Source organism: Gilvirhabdus luticola, assembly GCF_040117515.1.
Lineage (GTDB): Bacteria > Bacteroidota > Bacteroidia > Flavobacteriales > Flavobacteriaceae > Gilvirhabdus > Gilvirhabdus luticola.
Map to the genome: position 1 here is coordinate 152,050 of NZ_JBEEEN010000007.1, position 22,793 is coordinate 174,842.

The following is a 22,793-nucleotide window of genomic DNA, read 5'->3' on the forward strand; positions in this document are numbered from 1 at the left end:
ATTATGATGAAATATTTTAATTTTTATATTATTTTATTAATCTTGTTTTCATCATGTCATGAAAAAAAGGAAAAAAAAAGTGAATTGGATTTCTGTAATAATATTCATAGAAACGATAGCATAACCCTATCATCAGAGCTTAATAGTGTCTCTCAACTTATGGAGAAAAAAACTGGGGTATATGTTCTTGAAGATGGTAGTGGCTCCATGGTTGCAAGGGCCTGGTTAACTGAATATTCAGAGAAAACTATAGACATACAATATTTTATTTTTTCAACAGATAATGTAGGACTAATTGCTTGTGATTATCTAATTAGAGCGGCAGATAGAGGCGTTAAAGTAAGGATTATTGTTGATGATATTATGGTTGATGCTGATGTTGAAGATATAATAATGTTTAATTCACATGAAAATATTTCTGTAAAAATTTACAATCCAGGAGTTAATTTAGGTAAGAATCTATTTCAGAAGATCGAAAAATTTGCAACTGATTTTAAATCTGCCAATCAAAGAATGCATAATAAAACATTTATTGTTGATGGGAAAGTTGTTATTACAGGTGGTCGAAATATTGCTGATGAATATTTTGACTATGACCATGAGTATAATTTTAGAGATAGAGATATTTTAATGCTAGGAAAAGAATCGAAAAATGTAACTAAATCATTTAATGAGTTTTGGAATAGTCCATTGAGTAAAACCGTTGAAAGTGTAATTAAAACAGAATCTGATATTGTTTATCCTGATAATCGATTTGATAACCTTCATGCTTATGCATGCAATCCAGAAAATTTTTGGCCACAAGTAAGGCAAAGAATTGAGGATTTACCAATTGCATTTAAATCAATTTTAAATTCTGGAGAGTTAGTTTGGCTAGAAGATATTAAGTTTATTTCTGATAAACCAGGCAAAAATAATGAAGAAAAAGGATTAGGTGGTGGAGGAATTACTACAACTGCATTAATTAATTTACTAAAGGGAGCTAAAACATCTATTGATATTCAGACCCCATATTTAATAACAACAGAATTAAGTCAGAATTTATTTAAAGAAGCAGTTGATCGCGGTGTAAAAATTAGAATTCTTACTAACAGTCTTGCATCTACAGATAATGTAGAAGCATTTAGCAGTTATCAAACGGATCGAGAAAAACTACTAAAAACTGGTGTTAGAATATTCGAATTTCGTCCAGATGCTGCTGAAAGAAAAAGAATAATGACTGGCGAATTACAACTAGAATTAGATCATAAACCAATATTTGGATTACACGCAAAGTCAATGGTTATTGATAATAAAACAACAGTTATCGGTACTTTTAATCTTGACCCAAGGAGTGCGAATTTAAATACAGAATGTGTTGTTATTCTAAATTCTGATAAGGTCTCAAGTAGTGTTTTGAAAGGTATGGAAGAAGAATTTAAACCAGAAAATTCTTGGGAAACAACTCTAGATTACAACCCAGATTCAGAGGTAAACAACTATAAGCGCTTAAAAACTTGGACAAGAAAAATCATACCAAAGGAGATTTTATAAAAAATAAAACAATAATTATGACAAACATTTCTCAATATGATTGTTTTTTTCTCACAAGTATCTATTGGTTATCGTTAAAATAAATCTCAATAATTGGTACTGTTACGATTTAAGATTCTTTGCTTTCACTAGTTGATTCAAAATTAGTAGGTGCAACAACTACCTTAAAGGGAACTGCAGCATGAAGTATTACAGATTTTGATGATAATTATACTATTAAAGTGCCTAATAAAAGTGCGATTTTGATATTCGAATAAATTGGTTATTTGAGTTAGGAAGTTTTTGTAGAAACTCTGACAATAATAAATATTTCGTTATATCCTTCTGATGAAATACTTGAAGATATTGTTGTGTCTGTTTAGGACATTCATATTTGGTGAATCTTGGCGGATAATCAAAGATATCTATGATATTATTCACAATGGTCAAAGAGCTAAAGATACTACCTTTTTTAAACCAATAAGCTTCAATGGTGAGCTTTACTAGGAATAAAAAGATTGAACCCTAGTAATTTAAATATTATTATTTAATATACTCCAAACAATTATCTAAAACAGATTCAAAATTTGAAGGCGTTGTATGCCCTGTGTTTTTATTTTCTATAAACTTAAAATTAAAGTCTACAGCTTCTAATAATGCTATAAGAGCTAATGATTGTTGTTTATATTTATAATCTATTTCACCTACCATAACAACTCCTTTAACATGTCTCTCTTTGGCACTTTTTACATTTTCTTCTGTACAAGCTTCAGATAAACCTCCTCCAATATTTAACAGAATAAACCCTTTTGTAGGAATTATGTTATTCAACACCAAATCTATACTTGTTCTTGCACCTAAAGAAAATCCACCAATATAAACTTCTTTAAGATCAATATTATACTCATTTATAAGGCTGTCATAATAACCTTTAATATTTTTACGTTCAAGTTCAATATTTCTCCAGCCATATCGGTTAGGTGGTCTATCCAGAGTTGAAGCTTCCATATAAACTACAATAAAGTCCTTATACAATTTTGGACTTTTCCAATAGGTTTGCATGTCTTTCATATTGCCATGACCTCCATGCAATGCTATAAATAAAGGATAGTTTTTTTCATTATTAAAATTCTCTGGTAAGACAACAGAATATTTCTTCTGCCCGTATGAAACTAAAACGACAAGAAAAACAATTAATGAAAAGAATTTTTTTAGTTGCATTAATCCAAATCTGGTAGTTTAAAACCATCCAGAACGCTGGTTTCTTTCATAAGTTCTTCGATCTCTTCAGATTTACGCGGTGCTTCACCAGAAAGTAAAACTGGACCTTTCTCTGTGATTAGAATATCGTCTTCAATCCTTACAGCTATTCCCCACCATTTTTCATCACAATCACTACCTTTAGGAATATAGATACCAGGCTCAACAGTAATAACCATATTAGCCTCAAAATCACCTCTCAAATTTGCATCATGCACATCCAAACCAATGTGATGCGAAGTACCATGAGGGAAATATTTATGTGCATCAGCCTCGTCTTTAGCAATACCCAAATCAATGAGTCCTTGATTTATAATTTTTCTACCTGCTGCATCTGGAGAATGTAAATTATTACCTATTACAGAGGCAGCAATACCAGCTTCTTGTGCTTCATATACCAAATCGTAAATGATTTTTTGTTCTGGAGAAAATTTACCGTTTGCAGGAATGGTTCTAGTGACATCAGCCGTATAACCATGATATTCTGCACCAAGATCCATCAACACCAAATCATTATCAACTTTCATTTTGGTATTTTCTATATAGTGTAGTACACAACCATTATTGCCAGCACCTACAATACTAGGATAGCCTTCATACTCACTGCCGTACTTTTTATAAATGTATTCATGAATACCTTGTATTTCGGCTTCAGACATACCAACATGCATGGCTTTCATAATCTCGCGCTGGCCCATTGCAGAAATTCTAATTGCTTTTATAAGCAATTTCATTTCTTCTGCCGTCTTAATTTGACGTAAAGCAGCCATGAGTGTAGTAAGCGTATTAGTATCTGTTATTACTTTTCGTTCTTTAAGATTTGCCTCATTATTAATATCTGGATTTGAATTGGAATTTGAAATAACGGTTTCAGTTTGTTGTATCTGACTTTTAAAAGCTTCAATCAAATCAAATAAATCAGCGTCGTTTTTTTCAGAATCACGATAATCGTTCTTAAACTCATCAAAAAGAACTGCGTCAAATTTTGTATAATCTATACCAGAATCTAAAAATTCTATTCCGTTAAAGGCCATATCGAAACCAAGCTTTTCTTTGACACCTTCTACACCTAAACGAATACCATCCCATTGTTCTCTCACTGCATCTCGCTTTTGAACATATATTAATTCATTATACGTTTCTCCCATTTCATTTGTTTGGTCTTCAGAAAAAATAACCAAAACAGAATTGGGTTCTTTATATCCTGTTAAATAATAAAAATCTGGATCCTGATGATACACATAATCTACATCGTTTGCTCTATTTCTTATAGCATTTGCAAAAAAAACTGCAACGCTATTCTCTGGCATACTTTGGCGTAAAGCTTCTCTTCTCCCTTTATGAAATTCTGAGCTTAAATAATCATCAGGAATTCCATCTTGAGCAAAAATTAATAATGAAAATAAAATAGAAAAAATAGTTAATAGTGTAGTTTTCATAGAAAGAATATAAGTATACGTAAAATTAAACCTAATATTTAATGGTAAGAAATAATTATACGAATTTAACAAAGTTTTAATCTAAAACTTAACCATTTAATACGAATAATTTTCAATACTTTTGCCTCATTATTTATCATAAAAATAAAGAATGAAAGACACTGCCTTATCAGAAACTCATATAGCTTTAGGTGCAAAAATGGTGCCTTTTGCAGGATATAATATGCCTGTGCAATATGAAGGTGTAAATATAGAGCATGAAACCGTAAGACATGCAGTTGGTGTTTTTGATGTTTCACACATGGGCGAATTTTTAATAGAAGGTGAACATGCTTTAGAACTCATCCAGAAGGTGTCAAGCAATGATGCTTCAAAATTGACCATAGGCAAAGCACAATATAGTTGTTTACCAAATGATGATGGAGGAATTGTTGATGATTTAATTATTTACAGAGTTAAAGAGAAAACCTATCTCCTAGTTGTAAATGCTAGTAATATTGAAAAAGATTGGAACTGGATTCATTCTAAAAATGATGTTGGTGCAATTATGCGAGATTTAAGTAACGATTATTCCTTACTTGCCATTCAAGGTCCAAAGGCTATCGAAGCTATGCAAAGTCTTACCAGTCACGATTTATCTGAAATAAAGTTCTACAATTTTATAGTTGGTGATTTTGCAGGTATTGATTACGTTATTATTTCTGCAACTGGTTACACTGGTAGTGGTGGATTTGAAATCTATTGCAAGAACAGTGAAGTAAAACAAGTTTGGGATAAGGTACTCGAAGCAGGTAAAGATTATGGCATTAAACCAATTGGTCTGGCTGCGCGAGATACACTTCGTCTAGAAATGGGGTATTGTCTCTACGGAAACGATATTGATGATACAACGTCTCCTATTGAAGCTGGTTTAGGTTGGATTACCAAATTCACAAAAGAATTTACAAATTCCCTTGCTTTAGAAGACGAAAAACGTCGTGGTCCAGAACGCAAACTTATAGCTTTTGAACTCGACGAACGTGGTATTCCTCGTCATGGTTATGACATTGTAGATGGCCATGGTATAAAAATTGGTGAAGTAACTTCCGGAACGATGTCACCATCACTTGCCAAGGGTATTGGTTTAGGGTATGTGCCAACTATATTTTCGGAAATTGGCAGTAAAATCCAAATCCAAATACGTAAAAATGCGGTTCCTGCAACTGTTGTGAAACTACCCTTTTATAAAGGTTAAAAATGCTTCTTAACTTAAGTGATATTAATGAAGGAGAAAGAAAGCAAACATCGTATCTTAATTTTAGGCGCAAGCGGTTTTATAGGCAATGCCATCTACAAAGAACTCTGCTCCTATTTTAAAACATTTGGTACTTACCAAACACCTAAACGAGAATTTGAAAAAAACAAACACTTCTTTCAATATCAAGTTGAAGAGGACGACGTGGTTGGAATTCTTAAAGCTGTTAGGCCAACCATCATAATTTCGGCATTAAGAGGTGATTTTTCTGCGCAAGTCATTGCACATACCCATATTTTAGAATACTTAAAAACCAGTAGAAGTAAAATTATTTTTTTGTCATCAGCCAATGTATTTGATGCCTATAGCCAATATCCTAGTTATGAAACAGACAAAACATTAAGTAACAGTATTTATGGGCATTTTAAGATCAAAATTGAAAACATGCTTTTGCGTTTGCCAAAAAGACAGGTAGCCATCATTAGACTGCCCATGGTTTTTGGTTCGCAATCTCCTAGGATACAGGAACTCAAAATGTTTCTAAAAACCAATGAACCTATTGAAGTCTTTCCTAATCTAATAATGAATGTTACAACAGATAATAAAGTTACTCAACAAATTCATTATATTATAAATAGAAACAAAAGTGGTATTTTTCATTTAGGAAGTAGAGATTTAGTGCATCACGACGAATTTATTAAGGATATAATTCATACATTAAATTATCCAATTCCTGTTTTCAAGCAAGTTTTTACCACTAATAATGACAGATACTTGGCTGTTCTACCAAAAAACAATAAGCTACCTAAACACCTGCAAATTGATAGTCAGGAAATCCTTACTGAACTTTCTATAACCTAAAAAAATGATTACATTTAGTAATCTTAAAAAATAAGAAAAATGGAAAAACTTTCAGAACAAGACATAGAAAAAAGATTATTGCATTTTCCGGATTGGGATTATTTTGATAATGCGATACATGCAGAATTTGAATTCGAAAATTTTAAAGATTGCTTTAGCGCCATGAGCCGTATTGCTTTTGAGTGTGAAGCTTTGAACCATCATCCAGACTGGTCTAACGTATATAATATTCTTTCTATTTCACTTTCTACTCACGATGCTAATGGTGTTACCTTAAAAGATTTTCAATTGGCAGAAGCAATTGAAGCCATTGTTGAAGTTGAAGAATAACTTTTAATGTAAAAATCCATTTTATTAAATTTGACAACTCAAATTAAGACAAACCTTTAAACAAAATTTATGGGAAGAGCTTTTGAATTTCGTAAAGCACGAAAAATGAAACGTTGGGCTGCCATGAGCAAAGCCTTTACTCGTATTGGCAAAGATATAGTCATGGCTGTGAAAGAAGGTGGCCCAGATCCTGATAGCAATGCAAGGTTAAGAGCGGTGATACAGAATGCCAAGTCTGTAAACATGCCAAAAGATAATATAGAACGTGCTATTAAAAGAGCAAACGATAAAAATCAAGGCGATTACAAAGAAGTTTTGTTTGAAGGTTATGCTCCACATGGTATTGCTATATTGGTTGAAACTGCAACAGATAATAATACACGAACTGTTGCTAATATTAGAAGTTATTTTAATAAATGTGATGGCAGTTTAGGAACATCAGGTTCAGTGGTTTTTATGTTTGACCATACTTGTAATTTTAGAATTCCAAGTGAAGGATTAGATCCTGAAGAAATTGAACTTGAATTTATAGATTATGGAGCCGAAGAAGTTTTTGTTGATGACGATGGTATTCTAATTTATGCACCTTTTGAAAGTTTCGGAGCTATTCAATCAGCTTTAGAAGAGCGAAATATTGACATATTATCTTCAGGATTTGAACGTATTCCGCAAGTCACAAAAAAATTAACTGAAGAACAAGCTGCTGACGTTGAAAAACTTCTCGAAAAGATAGAAGAAGATGATGACGTGCAAAACGTATATCATACTATGGAGGAAGCTTCCGAATAAGTAATATAATATTAAGCTTATGGCCAAAACAAAATTGATTTTACCAATTATTGTAATATCTCAATTTTGTTGTACATCACTCTGGTTTGCAGGAAATGGCGTCATGAGTGATTTGATCGAGGCTTTTAATTTAAACAGTGCAGCTCTTGGCCATTTAACTTCTGCAGTTCAATTTGGATTTATTGTTGGCACACTAATCTTTGCACTTCTTACTATTGCAGATCGCTTTTCTCCTTCAAAAGTATTTCTTATCAGTGCGTTATGTGGTGCACTATTTAATCTTGGAACGATTATAGAAACTAACAGTTTTACATCATTAATTTTTTTAAGGTTTATGGTTGGTTTCTTTTTAGCAGGAATTTATCCTGTGGGCATGAAGATAGCAGCCGATTATTATGATAAAGGTTTAGGAAAATCATTAAGCTTTTTGGTTGGCGCCTTGGTTATAGGTACAGCTTTCCCACATCTGATAAAAGAATTCTCAACAGAGTTATCCTGGAAATCAGTACTGATATTTACCTCTTCAATAGCATCTCTTGGTGGTTTGCTATTGGTTTTGTTAGTTCCAAATGGACCTTACAGAAAGAGAAGTCAAAAGTTAGATTTCACAGCTTTGTTCAAAGTATTTAAAAATAATAACTTTCGCTCAGCAGCTTTTGGTTATTTTGGGCATATGTGGGAATTGTATACATTCTGGGCTTTCGTTCCAGTTATACTGACCTCTTATTCCAAAATTCATCCTGAAACACAATTTAATGTTCCTTTTCTTTCGTTTTTAATTATTGGTTTAGGAGGTGTTTCATGTGTTTTTGGAGGCTATATTTCACAAATTAAAGGCATTAAGAATACTGCTTTTACTGCGTTGCTACTTTCAGGTATATGTTGCGTTATATCTCCAATTATTTTTTATATCAATTCTTCCCATGTGATAGTGGTTTTTCTTATGTTCTGGGGTTTGGTTGTTATTGCCGATTCACCATTGTTTTCAACCATGGTTGCACAAAATGCAGAAGCTGAAATAAAAGGAACTGCATTAACTATAGTCAATTGTATTGGATTTTCAATTACCATATTCAGCATTCAATTAATCAATTTACTTATCGGGCATTGGACTCCCAAATATGTGTTCACAATATTGACTATTGGTCCATTATTTGGACTTATTGCTCTGTATAAGAATAGAAAATTGAGTTGATTTTTTTATTTATTTCTTACGTAAATAAGTTTAAATCGAGTATTGCTTTGGTCTCGTTGTTCTATTTCAAACTGATCTAAAGATTTGAATAATGGTGTTAATTTCTCAAAACCAAAATTACGAGAATCAAAGTTCGGTTGCTTTTTAATTATTAAGGAGCCAACATCACCAAGAAAAGCCCATCCATCTTCATCGGCTGCATCTGAAACAGAATTTTTAAGAAGTCTTATCACTTTTGGTGTAATATTATACAGGTTTTCCTTTTTAGATTTTCCTTGAGCGTCTGGTTTTTCTGTATCTTTCTTTAAAATTTCGAGATAAATAAATTTATCACAAGCAACAATAAAAGGATCTGGAGTCTTCTTTTCGCCTATACCGAAAACCTGTAAACCAGCCTCTCGCAATCTTGTAGCAAGTTTTGTAAAATCGCTATCTGAAGACACTAAACAAAAACCATTAACTTTTCCAGAATATAAAATGTCCATAGCGTCTATAATCATGGCAGAATCTGTCGCATTCTTTCCCGTGGTATAACCATATTGTTGTATTGGTGTAATCGCATTTTCGAGTAGAATATTTTTCCATTTAGACAAATGTGGTTTTGTCCAATCTCCGTAAATACGCTTTATGGTTGGTGTACCATACTTGGTAATCTCTTCCATCATTTCCTTAATGTACTTTGATGGTATATTGTCGCCATCTATTAAGACAGCCAGTTTTATGTCTTTTATCATTTTTTAAAGATACTGAAATAATAGTGAAACCTTATAAGTTATTATACCTAATTAAGCTAAATAGTATTTTTAAAAACGAGCGAAAAAGAAGTGTACTTTCCAACCTCTGAACTTACTAGCAAGTTGCCTCCATGCTTTTTTAGAATATTTTTTGAAAGACTCAAACCTATGCCTGAACCATTCTTTTTTGTTGTGTAAAATGGAATAAATATCTGATTCATAATTTCTTCTTCAATACCTTTTCCATTATCAGTAACAATAATGGAGGTCTTGTCTGGTTCAATTATACAATGGAGTTTAATGGTTGGATTTTCTCTACCATTTAATGCATGAATGCTATTGTTTATTAAATTTATTAAAACTTGTTCTATCAAATTACTGTCTGCGACTATCATAGCATTTGCAGGTATATTATCAACTGTTAAATTAATCTTATTATCATCAGCCAAATGTTGCATAAGTAACTTTACATTCAACAACAGCTTTTTAATATTCAACTTTTTTAATTGGGGTACTGGAACATTAGAAATCGTTCTGTAATCCTTTACAAACGTTAATAAACCATCAGATCTTTTTTTTATGGTAGTTGCTGCCGCATTGATATCATTAATATCATCCTTATCTATTTTTGCATCTTTAAGAGGCTCTCCTTTTTCATTTTCGGTTAGCGATTTAATAGTGGATGCTAAAGATGCAACTGGCGTGAAAGAATTTAGCATTTCATGCGCTAAAATTCTAATTACATTATGCCATGCTTCAATTTCTTTTTGTTCAATTTCGGATCTAATATCCTGAAATGTTATAATGAGATAGTCTTCATTTAGTAATTGTATATTTATTACTTCCAACGAAAGTTGTTTTCTTTCTAAATCAACGTCATAATCAACTAACGTCCTGCCTCCATCAGCTATTCTTTTTATTTCTTTTACCAGCCATGGAACTTGATTAGATAAGCGATGCCAGTATTTATGTTCAGGTTGATGAAGAATTTTACATGCAGCTTTGTTTAAAAATAATATTTCGTTTTCAGAATGTGCGCTAAACAAATCGGATTTTAGAATAGAAATAATACCTAGATTGACGTGCTCAATAATGTATTTGAAGTATTTGTATTGTGCCTCTTTTTCAATCTTGTTTCGCTTAAAAATCTTAATTATTAAATTAAAATCATCATATACTTTTGAAAAAGAATCTCCCTTTTTTGTTGGTGAAAAATACACAGAATAGTCCTCATTCTTTAATGCATCTAAAAATTTAACCAAAGAATAGTTTGTGTTATTAACATACTTGATTAAAAAAATAACTTGCAAAATAATTAGGATCCCGATTCCAGATGTACTAAACCAATACTCCTTTTGTAGTACATAAGAAAGAAGTAAACAAAAAATTACAATGATTAAAATGCGGGAGACAACTTGTATGGTAAACTTTTTTATCAAACCTTAAAATTTACAGATCGTATTTTTCCATTCTTCTGTATAATGCTGCTCTTGTTAATCCTAACTCTTTAGCAGCCTTTGAAATGTTTCCGTCATGCTTTTCTATCGCTTTTTCAACTAACAATTTTTCTACTTCCTGAATATTAAAGTTATCAAATTCTAAACTCCTACCCTTTGCTGATTTTGGTATAATGGTTAGATTAAAATCTGACGGCATAATTTGTCCGCTATCAGACATTATTACACTACGTTCTATGGTATGTTGTATCTCTCTAACGTTCCCAGGCCAATTATGAGATTTTAGTGCCTGAATAGCTTCTTTAGAAATCTTCAAATTGGGTTTATTGTATTTAGTTTTATAAACATTTAAAAAATGATTGATAAAATCTAAAATATCTTCTGGACGATCTCTTAAAGGTGGAATCTCTATCTCAACAGTATTAATTCTAAAGAGTAAGTCTTGCCTAAATATACCTTCTGCAACCCATTGCTTTAATGGTGCATTTGTAGCAAAAAGAATTCTTGCATTAAATGGTCTTTCTATGCTTTCACCTATTCTCGTGGTTTTTCGTTCTTGCAGAACAGCTAAAAGCTTTGATTGAAGATTTATTGGAAGGTTACCAATCTCATCTAAAAATATTGTTCCATTTTCCGCAATTTCAAATCTACCTGGTTTGTCTTCATAGGCATCAGTAAAAGAACCTTTTTTATGACCAAATAATTCACTTTCAAAAAGATTTTCACTTAACGAGCCCAAATCAACATGAATAAAAGGTCCCTTTGATTGTTTTGATCTTTTGTGAATCTCTCTGGCCAAATGCTGTTTTCCAGTTCCATTTTCTCCAAGAATTAAAACATTGGCATCTGTTACACTTACTCTCTCAACAACATCCATCACTACATTCATTGCTTTTGACTTGCCTATTAAAGGTCCAAACTTTTTATCATTCTCAATTAATAATGTTTCATTGGTTTGCTTTAAAATGTCTATTTTTTCATTGGTTCTTTTAAGCTCCAATCCTGCTCTGATTGTTGATAAAAATTTTTCGTTAGACCATGGTTTAAGAATAAAGTCAAATGCCCCATTCTTTATGGCATTTACTGCTAACCTAACTTCACCATACGCAGTCATTAAAATTACAATCATTCTAGAATCAATATTTAATATATGATTCAACCAATACATTCCTTCTTTACCATCATTATATCCAATACGATAGTTCATATCTAAAACAATAATATCGATTTTCTGTTTAGAGATTATTTGATTTATTTCTCTCGGATTATTTTGAGTTATCACATTTAAATAATGCTTTTTCAGTAATAATTTAGCCGATAATAATACATCTTCATCATCATCTATTATTAAAATAGTAGCATTTATTTTAGACATTTTAATTGAATTGATTCCTAATTGCTAAAGTACGAAATGTTCGATAACGAACAATATTATGTTCGAAAATGAACACTATTATTATTTAGTTATAAATTTAAATAATTGTTTATCAGTTAGTTAAAGTGTTATAATGTTTTGGCATAAGGATTGGTAATATAAGAGCAATCATCAATCAAAAAAATCGAACCTTATGAAATTACTTACATCGATAGCGCTTATACAAGCACAATGCAAAATATCAATTTTAGCATTCATCAAAATTCTTTATTTAAAATTTATAATTTAAAAAGTCATGTTATCTATACTTATTGAATTAATCATATTTATTATAGACTATGTTGGAATGAGTTTACTATAAAATATAATTGTAAAATAATTTAGTCATGAGACAAATGGGAATGGACAAAAAGATAGAAAAGAAAAATTGGAGCAAAACAAAAACGCTTTATCTAATAGGGTTTGTAGTCTTTTTTGTTTTAGCTTTTTTTGGCTTTTACGCCATGAATAAAAAAACATATAAGGTTAACGCCTCAAAAATATCGGTAAAGAAGGTTATAGAAGGAGATTTTCAAGATGTTATTTTAATAGACGGAACAGTAGAATCTATTAATCTAGTATTAGTAAATACACTTGAAGGTGGGACTGTTGATGAAGTATTTATTGAAGATGGTGTTATGGTTGAAAAGAACACACCACTAGTAAAATTAAGTAATCCAGCTGTAGAGTTAAGCTATATGAATCAGGAAACAGCTATTGTAGAGCAAATAAATAATTTGAGAAATCTAAAGCTGTCGTTAGAAAAAGACCAAAGAGATTTAACAGAGTCGTTAATAGACAGTGAAAACAGTTTAGCAGATATTGAACGCGATTATAAAGTAGATTCTGTTCTTTACACCAAAGATGTTATAGCTAAAAACGATTATATAGATAGGCGCGAAGCTTACAAATATCTTCAAAACAAGCGTGACTTCATGAACACTAACGTTAAAAAAAGCCGCGCTGATAATGAAATTCAAATTCGACAAATAGATAACTCCATTGCTTTAATGCAACGAAATCTGAATTTGATTCATGAAAATTTAGAAAAAATGCTAGTTAGAGCTCCTGTTACAGGCATGTTGTCATCTTTTAGTCCAGTGATAGGAGAATCTTACAGAAGTAATCAAACCGTCGCAAAAATAGATGTCCAATCTGGTTTTAAAATTATAGGCCAAGTAGATGAATACTATTTAAGCATGGTAAAACCAGGACAATTAGCACAATTTTCGTTTGATGGAGAGCTAATTGATTTAAAAGTGAAAAAAGTATTACCAGAAGTTATAAATAGACGGTTTGAAATAGAACTAGTATTTGTAAACGATCCGCCAAAAGCAATAACTATAGGACAATCATTGCAAGTTAGATTAGAACTATCAAAAGCTCAGCGCTCATTATTGATTCCAAGAGGAAATTATTTCCAATCCTCTGGTGGTCAATATGTTTTTGTGATTAATAATGAAGGCGAAGCAACCAAACGTTATATAAAATTAGGAAGTCAAAACCCGAGCTATTATCAAGTATTAGAAGGCTTAAATGAAGGTGAAGAATTTATTTCCTCATCATACGAAGACTTTAAAAATTACGAATCAATCAAAATAAATTAAAACTAAAAAATCATGATTAAATTAAACAAATTAACAAAGGTCTACAGAACGGATGAAATAGAATCAACCGCTTTGAATGAAGTGTCATTTGAAATAAAAGAAGGAGAATTTGTTTCAGTAATGGGACCATCTGGCTGTGGGAAATCTACGCTATTAAACATTTTAGGAATGTTGGATAAACCTGAAAGTGGCAGCTATGAATTTCTTGGAAATGAAGTAAGTAAATTAAATGAAAAAGGACGTTCGGAAGTAAGAAAAAAGAATATCGGTTTTATATTTCAAAATTTCAACCTTATAGATGAACTCACCGTCTTTGAAAATATTGAATTACCACTAATTTATAATAATGTAAGCGCCTCCGAGCGAAAGAAACGTGTCAATGAGCTCATTGATAAAATTGGAATCTCACACAGAGCCTCACATTTTCCACAACAATTATCTGGAGGTCAACAACAACGTGTTGCTGTTGCTAGAGCTTTAATTACAAGACCGCCACTAATTTTGGCAGATGAACCTACAGGTAATCTTGACAGCTCTAATGGTAATGAAGTCATGGAGTTACTTTGTGAGTTAAATGAAGAAGGAACGACCATTGTGATGGTTACGCACTCTTCTCATGATGCAAGCTATTCACAGCGCACTATCAATTTATTGGATGGACAAATAGTGTCTGAAAAGAAAAGTAAATTAGCTCAAGCTGCTGTATAATTTAAACTTTAAAATCATGTTTAAAAATTATTTAAAAGTAGCTTTAAGAAGCTTAAATAAAAATAGAGCCTATGCAATCATCAACATATTAGGTTTAGCATTAGGTCTTACCGTAACCATACTTGTATTTCTATTTATAAAAGATGAGACAAGTTATGATAAGCACTGGAGCGATTCTGATCGAATTTATAGAGTTGGTATCAATGCAAATATGATGGGACAAACTTTATCAGGTCCCATTTCTCCAGAACCTATGGCTGGTGCATTAAGAACTGAATTTACAGATATTGAAACGGCCACCAGATTCCAAAGTATAAGACAAGAAATATTGATGCGACATGAGCAAACAAAAGTATATATTCAAAATGCAGCTCGTGCAGACAGTGTATTTTTTAAAGTCTTTGATTACAAATTTGTTCATGGTGATCCTGAAACCGCATTAAAGGAGGATAATGCTATCGTATTAAGCCAAGAAGCTGCTCGTAAACTATTTGGCGATAAAAATGCTATGGGCGGCATTGTAAATTATGATAATAGAAATGATTATATCGTTAAAGGAATCGTTGAAAAGCCAATAGGTAATTCACATTTTGAGTTTGATATGTTTCTTTCTCAGAATGGTAATAATAAAATTTGGATGAGCAATAATCATCATACATATTTCAAATTAAAAGAAGGTGCAAATATTATTACTTTCAAGGAAGAAATGGATCGAAATTTTATGAAAAAAATAGCGCCACAAGTAGAGCGTTTTGCACAAATGCCTTTAGAAGAATTTATGGCGTTAGGTAACGCCTTTGAATATCATGTAATGCCATTACAAGACATTCATTTAAACTCAAATGGTGATTATGAAATAAGACCAAATGGAAATATCATGTACATCTATGTTTTTATTGGTATTGCATTGTTAGTGATATTAATTGCAGGAATTAATTTTATGAATTTATCAACTGCTCGTTCTGGTAAAAGAGCGAAAGAAGTAGGTGTTAGAAAAGTAACAGGAGCTTCTAGAAAAATGCTGATTTTTCAATTCTTAACAGAGTCTATCATTCAAAGTTTTATAGCCTTATTTTTAGCTTTTATACTTGTTGAGTTATTCTTACCAGGTTTTAACAATATTTTAGAAACAAATATTAGTCTGTTTAACGAGAATTTAGGTCAAACTATTATTTTTTCACTTCTTATAACTTTTATTTACGGATTATTTTCTGGTAGTTATCCAGCATTCTTTTTATCTGCCTTTAAACCAATTGCTGTCCTTAAAGGTGATTTTACAAAAACAAAAGGTGGAGGCATGTTACGAAAAGCTCTCGTGGTTACACAATTTACAGCATCAACTGTATTAATTATTGGTATGATAATTATTTTTCAACAAATTTCTTTTCTACATAATAAGGACATTGGATTTAAAGGTGATCAAGTTATAGTAGTTCCAGTGCAAACAGATCAAATGACTGCTAATTTTAGAAACTATAAAGATATTTTTCTTAAAAACAGTAACGTTTTAAATGTTACTAGAGCAGCATTTTATCCTGGAGATAATCCAAATCAAAACATGTTTAAGTTTGAAGGAAGTTCTGAATATTTGCCTTTTTGGAATATGGATGTAGATTATGATTTTTTCGAAACCCTTGATATTCAAATGGCTGAAGGACGAAAGTTTAATAGAGAAATGGATAATGATTCTATTCCGTCATATATTTTAAATGAAACGGCTGTTAAGAATTTGAATATTGAAAATCCAATTGGAAAACGTTTAGGAACATCTTTTGGACCGAACCCTGAAAATATTATATATGGTAAAGTTATAGGTATTGTTAAAGATTTTCATATTGAAGGTTTTAACCAAGAAATTAGACCTATGCTTTTATCTAATAGCAATAATGTATGGTTCGCAGCATTCAAAATTGCCCCAAATAATATGAATGCAACTATTGATTACATTGAATCAGAATGGAATAAATTAGAACCATCACATCCGTTTAGATATACATTTTTGGATCAAAAATTTGGTGCATTGTTAAGACAACAAGAAAATTTTGCAACGATGTTTTTATTCTTAACCATCCTTGCTATTATTATTTCTGCAATGGGACTATATGGTTTATCATCATATACTGCTGAACAGCGTACAAAAGAAATAGGAATAAGAAAGGTGCTTGGAGCTTCTGTTTCTCAAATCATGAAAATGCTAACCACAGATTTTATGAAACTTGTTTTAATTGCAAATCTTTTTGCTTGGCCAATTACTTATCTACTGGCAAAAGACTGGCTATCTAATTTTTCATATCAAATTGATATGCCCGTTTTACCTTATGTTTTTGCAACTGTATTAGCCTTAATCATTGCATTAATAACTGTAAGTTCTCAGGCCTATTTAGCAGCAAATTCAGATCCTATAAACGCTCTAAAGTACGAATAACAACATTAAATAATTTAGTTAGTTATGTTTAAAAATTATTTAAAAGTTGCCTTCAGAAGTCTTAATAAGAACAGAATATATGCTGTAATCAATATTCTAGGTCTTGCCTTGGGTTTAACAGTTTCAATATTAGTGTATCTATTTGTACAATATGAAACTAGCTATGACAAACATTGGGCTGAATATGATCGTATATACAGAACAGGTTTAAATGCTGCTTTGATGGGGCAAAAAATAAATGCACCTATTTCTGCACATCCAATGGCTCAAACATTAAGAACAGAGTTTCCTAATGTAGAAACTGCGACGAGAGTTAATGTGGGTAGACAAGAAGTTTTAATGCGTCATGAACAAACTAAACTTTATATTCAGAATTTTGCAAGTGTTGACAGTACTTTCTTCAAAATATTTGATTATGAATTTGTACATGGAGATCCTATTACAGCTTTAAAAGAGAATAATGCCATTGTTCTAACTCAAGAAACTGCTAATAAATTTTTTGGCGATAACAATGCCATGGGACAAATTGTAAATCTCGATGAAAGAGAGGACTATATTGTAAAAGGGATAGTTAAAGAGTCTAAAGGTCCTGCACATTTTAAATTTGAAATGTTTCTATCTGATAATGAAGTTCGAAACAATTGGGTTGGATATAACTGGTATACTTATCTTAAATTAAATGAAGGTGTAAATGTCACTACTTTTAAAAAAGAAATGGATATAAATATCCTAAAAAAAATTGAACCTGAAATTGAAAGGATTTTACAGACTACATGGAGTGACTTTATTGAGAATGAAAATAATGCCTTTGAATTACAACTGCAGCCTCTAAAAGACATACACTTGCATTCACATCTAGACCAGGAAATTCGAGAAAACGGAAATATAACTTACATATATGTCTTTATAGGAATAGCTCTATTAGTGATACTTATAGCTGGTATTAATTTTATGAATTTGTCAACTGCTCGTTCTGGGAATAGAGCAAAAGAAGTTGGGGTACGTAAAGTTTCTGGAGCATCTCGTAAAATGTTGATATTTCAATTTTTAACAGAATCAATAATACAAAGCCTTATAGCCTTGTTTTTAGCCTTCATATTAGTGGAGTTATTTCTGCCAGGTTTTAATAACATTATGCAATCAGAGCTAACTCTTTTTGATAGCAATATTAACAAGACTATTTTGTTAGCTTTAATTGTTACTTTATTGTATGGTATCTTTGCGGGTAGTTATCCTGCTTTTTACCTTTCTAATTTTAGACCAATAGCAGTATTAAAAGGAGATTTTACAAAGACTAAGAGTGGAGCTCTGTTAAGAAAAGGGCTTGTAGTAATTCAATTTACTGCTTCAACTATTCTAATAATTGGTATGATTATTATCTTCAAACAGTTGTCTTATCTTCAAAATAAAGATATTGGGTTTAAAGGTGATCAAGTTATGATAGTCCCTATTCAGACTAGCACTATGCTTGAAAATTTTAGAAATTACAAGGATATTTTTTATAAGAATAAAAACATCCAAAGTATTTCTCGTGCAGACCACTATCCCGGAGGAGGATCAGATGTTGAATCTTATATACTTGAAGGTAGTGATGAACAATTTCTAATTCGGGAAATTCATGTTGATTATGACTTTTTTAAAACATTAGGTATCCAACTTTTAGAAGGAAGAGTATTTGATCAAAAAAAAGATTCAGATTCTTTGAATTATTATATCCTAAATGAATCCGCTGTAAAAGAATTGAATATAGAAAACCCTATTGGCAAGAGAATAGCTGAAAGCTATGATGCAAGCGAAGGAGCAAATTACGGAACCGTAATTGGTGTTGTCAAAGATTTTCATATACAAGGTTTTAATCAACCTATTCGCCCAATGGTTATAGGAATTAGCAACTACACACATTTGGTATCTTTTAAAATTACGCCAAACGATATGAATGCTACCATAGATTTTATTGAAAAAGAATGGGGCAAATTAGAACCGTCACATCCTTTTAGATATTCATTTTTAGATCAGAATTTTGGAGCATTATTGAGACAACAAGAAAATTTTGGAACTATGTTTCTTTTCTTAACTATTCTGGCCATTATCATTTCTGCAATGGGATTATACGGGCTTTCGTCCTATACGGCTGAACAACGTACCAAAGAAATTGGGATAAGAAAAGTGCTAGGCGCTACTGTATCTAGTATAATGGCAATGCTCACCAAAGATTTTATAAAATTGGTGCTTATTGCTAATATTTTTGCGTGGCCAATTACATATTTATTGGCCAAAGATTGGCTGTCCAATTTCTCATATCAAATAGACATGCCTATTTTACCTTATCTGCTTGCTACATTTTTAGCGCTAATAATTGCTTTGATTACTGTAAGCTCACAAGCTTATATCGCCGCAAATTCGGATCCTGTTAATTCATTGAAATACGAATAACATAATGTTGTTTTAACAAATAAAAGCTCTTGAATATCAAGAGCTTTTTTTACTGATTAATAGCATGTAAGTCAATGTTTCTTTTTAGTGACAAAACGTTTACTTTATGTTTCATTAACTCACAATTATATAATTTCAAAATGTATGCCATATTGCAAATTTCCAATAATATTAGTTTGAATTTATTCTTATTTTTAACAAAATACTAATCAGACAATAATGAGCTGGATTAAAATCATTCCATTTGAAGATGCCACAGGCAAAATTAAAAACCATTTATAACCGAATAAAAGGTCCTAATAATCAAATTGATAACGTATTAAGCATTCATGGTTTGCGTCCACATACTCTAACTGGGCACATGGCACTTTACAAAAATACATTACATCACAGCAATAATACATTCCCTAATTGGTTTCTGGAATTATTAGGAACCTCTACAAGTTATATTAATGACTGCCAATATTGCTACGTTCACCACTTTACTGGAATGAAACGTTTTTTAAATGATGATAAAAAAGCAAATCTAATTAAGTATCATATTGAACATAATACCTTGTCTGAAATACTAAAGGAAAAGGAATTGGCTTTAATTGATTATGCCAACAAACTAACGTTGAAGGCTAGTGCATTAGTTGAAGAAGATATTATCAAACTTAAATCGTTTGGGTATAGCGATGGCGAAATATTAGAAGTAAATCAAGTGGTAGCATACTTTAATTATGCCAACAGAACCGTTTTAGGTCTTGGTGTAACTACTAAAAACGAAATTTTAGGATTATCTCCAAAAAATATGGATGATGAACATTCTTGGGATCACTATTAATCTTTCGGTTTTTTTGGCAACACCTCTTCAGGAAATGGGAAAAGAATTGTTGAATTCTTTTCGGCCGCGATATTTGACAAGGTCTGATAAAGCCGTAGTTTTATTGCAGATGGTGATTGGTCTATAAGTTTTCCTGCATCCAAAAGTTTTCCTGCAGCTTGTTCTTCGGCAAGTGCCAGAATAATTCTTGCCCTTCTGGATCGCTCTGCTTCAGCTTGACCTGCCATCATACGTTTCATATTTTCAGGTAATTGAATGTCTTTAATTTTAACATCCAGAATTTTAATACCCCATTCTTTAGTTTCTAATTCCACAATCCCTTTAATATTCTTTCCCATTTCTTCCCGTTTAGAAAGAATTGTGTCCAATTCTACCTTACCACAAACATCCCTTAAAGCAGCTTGAGATAATTGTGTAATGGCAAATTGATATTCTTCTACTTCCAATACGGCTTTTTCAGGATCATTGATTTTAAAAAAAACAACGCCATCAATACTACAAGGCACATTGTCTTCGGTCATAACCTCTTGTGATACTATATTAATGGTAATAACACGAATATCAACCACTTGTACAGTTTCTATAATTGGAATAATCCATCTAAAACCAGGTTTTAAAGTATTAACATATTTTCCAAACCTAAATTTTAAAGCTCTTTTATATTCAAAAATAATGCGAATACCACTAAATATGAATATGACTAAAATGATACTAAAAATTAATGTTGGGTTCATCCTATATTGAATTTAATGGGTTTATCTTGTAAACAATGTTGGTAGTCCGTTATGTGCTCCAACAGAATAGCTCAATTCTCCTAAAACATATTTAGAAGAAACAATAATAGAAGGCTAATTTAAAGTTGATCGATTGTTTTAAAGATACAAAATAATACAAAAATAAACTAGGAATACATTGGGATTTTACCTACTACACCTTTATAAAATTTATACATAAATTTAAAATCGGCATCTTTATCTTGGGTAGGGTAAAATGGTTCAGAAATTTTATTTTGCTTATTCTTAAAATCAAGGGTAATCATTATAATTGGAACATTTGCTTTTTTAGCAATGTAGTAGAATCCTGTTCTCCATTTTTCAACCTTTTTTCTAGTTCCTTCCGGTGCTAAAGTCATTCTAAACTCATCGTTATTATTAAATAAACCAGCTATTTTATCAACTTTATTTTCTTTAGTATGTCTGTCAATTGGCGCACCACCAATAGCACGCAGATACCAACCCAATGGGCCAACAAACAATTCTTTTTTGCCAATAAAATTTGTTTTAATATTTAAAACTTTTCGAAGTAAAACACCTATGTAAAAGTCATGCCAACTTGTATGTGGTGCTGCAATTATTACAGCTTTTTTAATCGAATTTTTTGAAAGATTTATATTACCTACAACTTTCCAGCCTAAAATTTTAAAGTATATGAATTTAGCCAGCCAGCGCATATTACATTTTTTGGTATAATTCCTTTAACTTTTCTCGGGTTATTGTTTTTTTCCAACTTTTACCCACAGCATTTTCCCAAAGCGGTTCCAATTCTAAAGCAATATTGATCATAATATCGAAATCTTCATCAGATAAATTGGCACAAATACCTTGAGGTAATTTAATATTATGTTTTTGCTTCATCGTTTTAAAAAGCGCAACATCTTCTGGGTAATATTCTTCTAATTGATCAAAAACGATACAGTTACCAATACCATGTTTTGTACCAAGTAAATATGATAATCCATAACTTAATGCATGCGCAACACCGACTTGAGAATAAACAATACTCATACCGCCGTGCCAGGAAGCCATCATGAGTTTTTCCTGTGCTTCTTCGTCGGTAATAATATTTTCTAAAAATAATTGGTTGCACAGTTCATAGGCTTTTTCACCATAACTTTGACTAAAAGCATTCAAATACGTCCCTTTTAATGATTCTACACAATGAATAAAGCAATCCATTCCAGTATAAAACCATTGATCTTTGGGAACATCTTTGGTGAGTTCTGAATCTAAGATAACCTGATCAAAAGGTGTAAAATCTGAATTGATACCCAATTTTTTATCTGGTCCAGTTAATACAGTTGTTCTTGAAACTTCTGCACCTGTTCCAGATATTGTTGGAATACCAACATGATAAATCGCTGGATTTTTAACAAGATCCCAACCTTGATAATCGCTTGCACTTCCATTATTTGTAAGCATTATAGATACAGCTTTGGCCAAATCTAAAATTGTTCCACCACCAATTCCAATAATTCCAGAAGGCCTTTCTTTAGATTTAAGAATGATATCTTCAACCAATTCGTCAACTTGAGAGGTTTTAGGTTCTTCTTTAGCAGAAACATAAATAAGTCTGTCTTGGTAAGCCAAAGGTATTCTTGACGTTAACCAAGAATCGCCTCTAAATACATCATCAACCAAAAAAATAAAAGGTGCGTTTACATTAAGTCGTTTTGGAGAAATAATTTCGTTTAATTGATTAAAACTACCTCTACCAAAAACAACTCTTGGTACCATTGGGATGTTTTTATAATTCATTCAATTTATTCTTTTTGCAAAAGGTAAAAATACCA

The 22,793-nt window shown here is 31.5% G+C and carries 19 protein-coding genes; 11 read left to right on the top strand and 8 right to left on the bottom strand.

Going from position 1 to position 22,793, the window contains the following annotated elements:
* Positions 1-3 precede the first annotated feature (3 nt).
* Positions 4-1,533 carry a phospholipase D family protein gene (locus AAFP94_RS12240; RefSeq protein ID WP_409628681.1) on the top strand — a complete coding sequence of 510 codons (1,530 nt, stop codon included), beginning with the start codon at positions 4-6 and terminating at the stop codon, positions 1,531-1,533.
* A gap of 522 nt (positions 1,534-2,055) precedes the next feature.
* On the opposite strand, the gene AAFP94_RS12245 is transcribed toward AAFP94_RS12240, so the two are convergent.
* On the bottom strand, positions 2,056-2,733 hold the full coding sequence (locus tag AAFP94_RS12245) for a hypothetical protein (protein ID WP_316663027.1): 678 nt from the start codon (positions 2,731-2,733) through the stop codon (positions 2,056-2,058).
* Positions 2,733-4,211, bottom strand: coding sequence for an aminopeptidase P N-terminal domain-containing protein (locus AAFP94_RS12250; RefSeq protein ID WP_316663028.1), 1,479 nt, complete (start codon positions 4,209-4,211; stop codon positions 2,733-2,735). Before AAFP94_RS12250 ends, AAFP94_RS12245 begins: the two co-directional genes overlap by 1 nt.
* Positions 4,212-4,362: 151 nt before the next feature.
* Here AAFP94_RS12250 and gcvT point away from each other — a divergent pair, with 151 nt between their 5' ends.
* From gcvT to AAFP94_RS12275, 5 genes are all read left to right on the top strand, one after another.
* Entirely contained in the window at positions 4,363-5,445 is a 1,083-nt protein-coding gene (gcvT, locus tag AAFP94_RS12255) for a glycine cleavage system aminomethyltransferase GcvT (protein ID WP_316663029.1), read from the top strand.
* A gap of 27 nt (positions 5,446-5,472) precedes the next feature.
* Positions 5,473-6,306 (top strand): sugar nucleotide-binding protein, encoded by an 834-nt coding sequence (locus AAFP94_RS12260; RefSeq protein WP_316663030.1) that lies wholly within the window; start codon positions 5,473-5,475, stop codon positions 6,304-6,306.
* A gap of 39 nt (positions 6,307-6,345) precedes the next feature.
* Complete coding sequence (locus AAFP94_RS12265) at positions 6,346-6,636, top strand: 4a-hydroxytetrahydrobiopterin dehydratase (RefSeq protein ID WP_316663031.1); 291 nt, start codon at positions 6,346-6,348, stop codon at positions 6,634-6,636.
* A 69-nt stretch (positions 6,637-6,705) separates the two neighbouring features.
* On the top strand, positions 6,706-7,425 hold the full coding sequence (locus tag AAFP94_RS12270) for a YebC/PmpR family DNA-binding transcriptional regulator (RefSeq protein WP_316663032.1): 720 nt from the start codon (positions 6,706-6,708) through the stop codon (positions 7,423-7,425).
* A 19-nt stretch (positions 7,426-7,444) separates the two neighbouring features.
* Entirely contained in the window at positions 7,445-8,620 is a 1,176-nt protein-coding gene (locus AAFP94_RS12275) for an MFS transporter (RefSeq protein WP_316663033.1), read from the top strand.
* Positions 8,621-8,625: 5 nt separating this feature from the next.
* Here AAFP94_RS12275 and AAFP94_RS12280 read toward each other — a convergent pair whose 3' ends face one another.
* From AAFP94_RS12280 to AAFP94_RS12290, 3 genes are all read right to left on the bottom strand, one after another.
* A complete protein-coding gene (locus tag AAFP94_RS12280; RefSeq protein WP_316663034.1) occupies positions 8,626-9,354 on the bottom strand; it encodes an NYN domain-containing protein in 729 nt (242 codons plus the stop codon).
* Between the two features lie 56 nt (positions 9,355-9,410).
* Positions 9,411-10,616 (bottom strand): sensor histidine kinase, encoded by a 1,206-nt coding sequence (locus AAFP94_RS12285; protein ID WP_316663035.1) that lies wholly within the window; start codon positions 10,614-10,616, stop codon positions 9,411-9,413.
* Positions 10,617-10,803: 187 nt separating this feature from the next.
* The gene (locus AAFP94_RS12290) at positions 10,804-12,186 is read right to left on the bottom strand and encodes a sigma-54-dependent transcriptional regulator (RefSeq protein ID WP_316663036.1); all 1,383 of its coding nucleotides are present in this window, start codon (positions 12,184-12,186) and stop codon (positions 10,804-10,806) included.
* 386 nt (positions 12,187-12,572) lie between these two features.
* On the opposite strand from AAFP94_RS12290, the gene AAFP94_RS12295 reads away from it, so the two are divergent.
* The 5 genes from AAFP94_RS12295 (at position 12,573) to AAFP94_RS12315 (ending at position 20,224) form a co-directional block, all read left to right on the top strand.
* Entirely contained in the window at positions 12,573-13,832 is a 1,260-nt protein-coding gene (locus AAFP94_RS12295; RefSeq protein ID WP_316663037.1) for an efflux RND transporter periplasmic adaptor subunit, read from the top strand.
* A 12-nt stretch (positions 13,833-13,844) separates the two neighbouring features.
* Positions 13,845-14,540, top strand: coding sequence for an ABC transporter ATP-binding protein (locus AAFP94_RS12300; protein WP_316663038.1), 696 nt, complete (start codon positions 13,845-13,847; stop codon positions 14,538-14,540).
* A 16-nt stretch (positions 14,541-14,556) separates the two neighbouring features.
* Positions 14,557-16,965 (top strand): ABC transporter permease, encoded by a 2,409-nt coding sequence (locus AAFP94_RS12305; RefSeq protein WP_316663039.1) that lies wholly within the window; start codon positions 14,557-14,559, stop codon positions 16,963-16,965.
* A gap of 24 nt (positions 16,966-16,989) precedes the next feature.
* Positions 16,990-19,398, top strand: coding sequence for an ABC transporter permease (locus AAFP94_RS12310; RefSeq protein WP_316663040.1), 2,409 nt, complete (start codon positions 16,990-16,992; stop codon positions 19,396-19,398).
* 250 nt (positions 19,399-19,648) lie between these two features.
* The gene (locus tag AAFP94_RS12315) at positions 19,649-20,224 is read left to right on the top strand and encodes a carboxymuconolactone decarboxylase family protein (protein ID WP_316663041.1); all 576 of its coding nucleotides are present in this window, start codon (positions 19,649-19,651) and stop codon (positions 20,222-20,224) included.
* Here the strand turns inward: AAFP94_RS12315 and AAFP94_RS12320 are convergent.
* From AAFP94_RS12320 to AAFP94_RS12330, 3 genes are all read right to left on the bottom strand, one after another.
* Positions 20,221-20,958, bottom strand: coding sequence for a slipin family protein (locus tag AAFP94_RS12320; RefSeq protein WP_316663042.1), 738 nt, complete (start codon positions 20,956-20,958; stop codon positions 20,221-20,223). The two genes, AAFP94_RS12315 and AAFP94_RS12320, sit on opposite strands and share 4 nt — an antisense overlap.
* A gap of 167 nt (positions 20,959-21,125) precedes the next feature.
* Positions 21,126-21,674, bottom strand: coding sequence for a 1-acyl-sn-glycerol-3-phosphate acyltransferase (locus AAFP94_RS12325; RefSeq protein WP_316663043.1), 549 nt, complete (start codon positions 21,672-21,674; stop codon positions 21,126-21,128).
* A 1-nt stretch (position 21,675) separates the two neighbouring features.
* Positions 21,676-22,758 carry an iron-containing alcohol dehydrogenase family protein gene (locus AAFP94_RS12330; protein ID WP_316663044.1) on the bottom strand — a complete coding sequence of 361 codons (1,083 nt, stop codon included), beginning with the start codon at positions 22,756-22,758 and terminating at the stop codon, positions 21,676-21,678.
* Between the last annotated feature and the right edge of the window lie 35 nt (positions 22,759-22,793).

Coding starts and splice junctions, on each gene's coding strand:
- AAFP94_RS12275 (WP_316663033.1), top strand. CDS start 7,445: ATGGCCAAAACAAAATTGATTTTACCAATTATTGTAATATCTCAATTT.
- AAFP94_RS12295 (WP_316663037.1), top strand. CDS start 12,573: ATGAGACAAATGGGAATGGACAAAAAGATAGAAAAGAAAAATTGGAGC.
- AAFP94_RS12310 (WP_316663040.1), top strand. CDS start 16,990: ATGTTTAAAAATTATTTAAAAGTTGCCTTCAGAAGTCTTAATAAGAAC.
- AAFP94_RS12300 (WP_316663038.1), top strand. CDS start 13,845: ATGATTAAATTAAACAAATTAACAAAGGTCTACAGAACGGATGAAATA.
- AAFP94_RS12315 (WP_316663041.1), top strand. CDS start 19,649: ATGCCACAGGCAAAATTAAAAACCATTTATAACCGAATAAAAGGTCCT.
- AAFP94_RS12240 (WP_409628681.1), top strand. CDS start 4: ATGATGAAATATTTTAATTTTTATATTATTTTATTAATCTTGTTTTCA.
- AAFP94_RS12280 (WP_316663034.1), bottom strand. CDS start 9,354: ATGATAAAAGACATAAAACTGGCTGTCTTAATAGATGGCGACAATATA.
- AAFP94_RS12250 (WP_316663028.1), bottom strand. CDS start 4,211: ATGAAAACTACACTATTAACTATTTTTTCTATTTTATTTTCATTATTA.
- AAFP94_RS12265 (WP_316663031.1), top strand. CDS start 6,346: ATGGAAAAACTTTCAGAACAAGACATAGAAAAAAGATTATTGCATTTT.
- gcvT (WP_316663029.1), top strand. CDS start 4,363: ATGAAAGACACTGCCTTATCAGAAACTCATATAGCTTTAGGTGCAAAA.
- AAFP94_RS12290 (WP_316663036.1), bottom strand. CDS start 12,186: ATGTCTAAAATAAATGCTACTATTTTAATAATAGATGATGATGAAGAT.
- AAFP94_RS12320 (WP_316663042.1), bottom strand. CDS start 20,958: ATGAACCCAACATTAATTTTTAGTATCATTTTAGTCATATTCATATTT.
- AAFP94_RS12305 (WP_316663039.1), top strand. CDS start 14,557: ATGTTTAAAAATTATTTAAAAGTAGCTTTAAGAAGCTTAAATAAAAAT.
- AAFP94_RS12260 (WP_316663030.1), top strand. CDS start 5,473: ATGAAGGAGAAAGAAAGCAAACATCGTATCTTAATTTTAGGCGCAAGC.
- AAFP94_RS12330 (WP_316663044.1), bottom strand. CDS start 22,758: ATGAATTATAAAAACATCCCAATGGTACCAAGAGTTGTTTTTGGTAGA.
- AAFP94_RS12270 (WP_316663032.1), top strand. CDS start 6,706: ATGGGAAGAGCTTTTGAATTTCGTAAAGCACGAAAAATGAAACGTTGG.
- AAFP94_RS12325 (WP_316663043.1), bottom strand. CDS start 21,674: ATGCGCTGGCTGGCTAAATTCATATACTTTAAAATTTTAGGCTGGAAA.
- AAFP94_RS12245 (WP_316663027.1), bottom strand. CDS start 2,733: ATGCAACTAAAAAAATTCTTTTCATTAATTGTTTTTCTTGTCGTTTTA.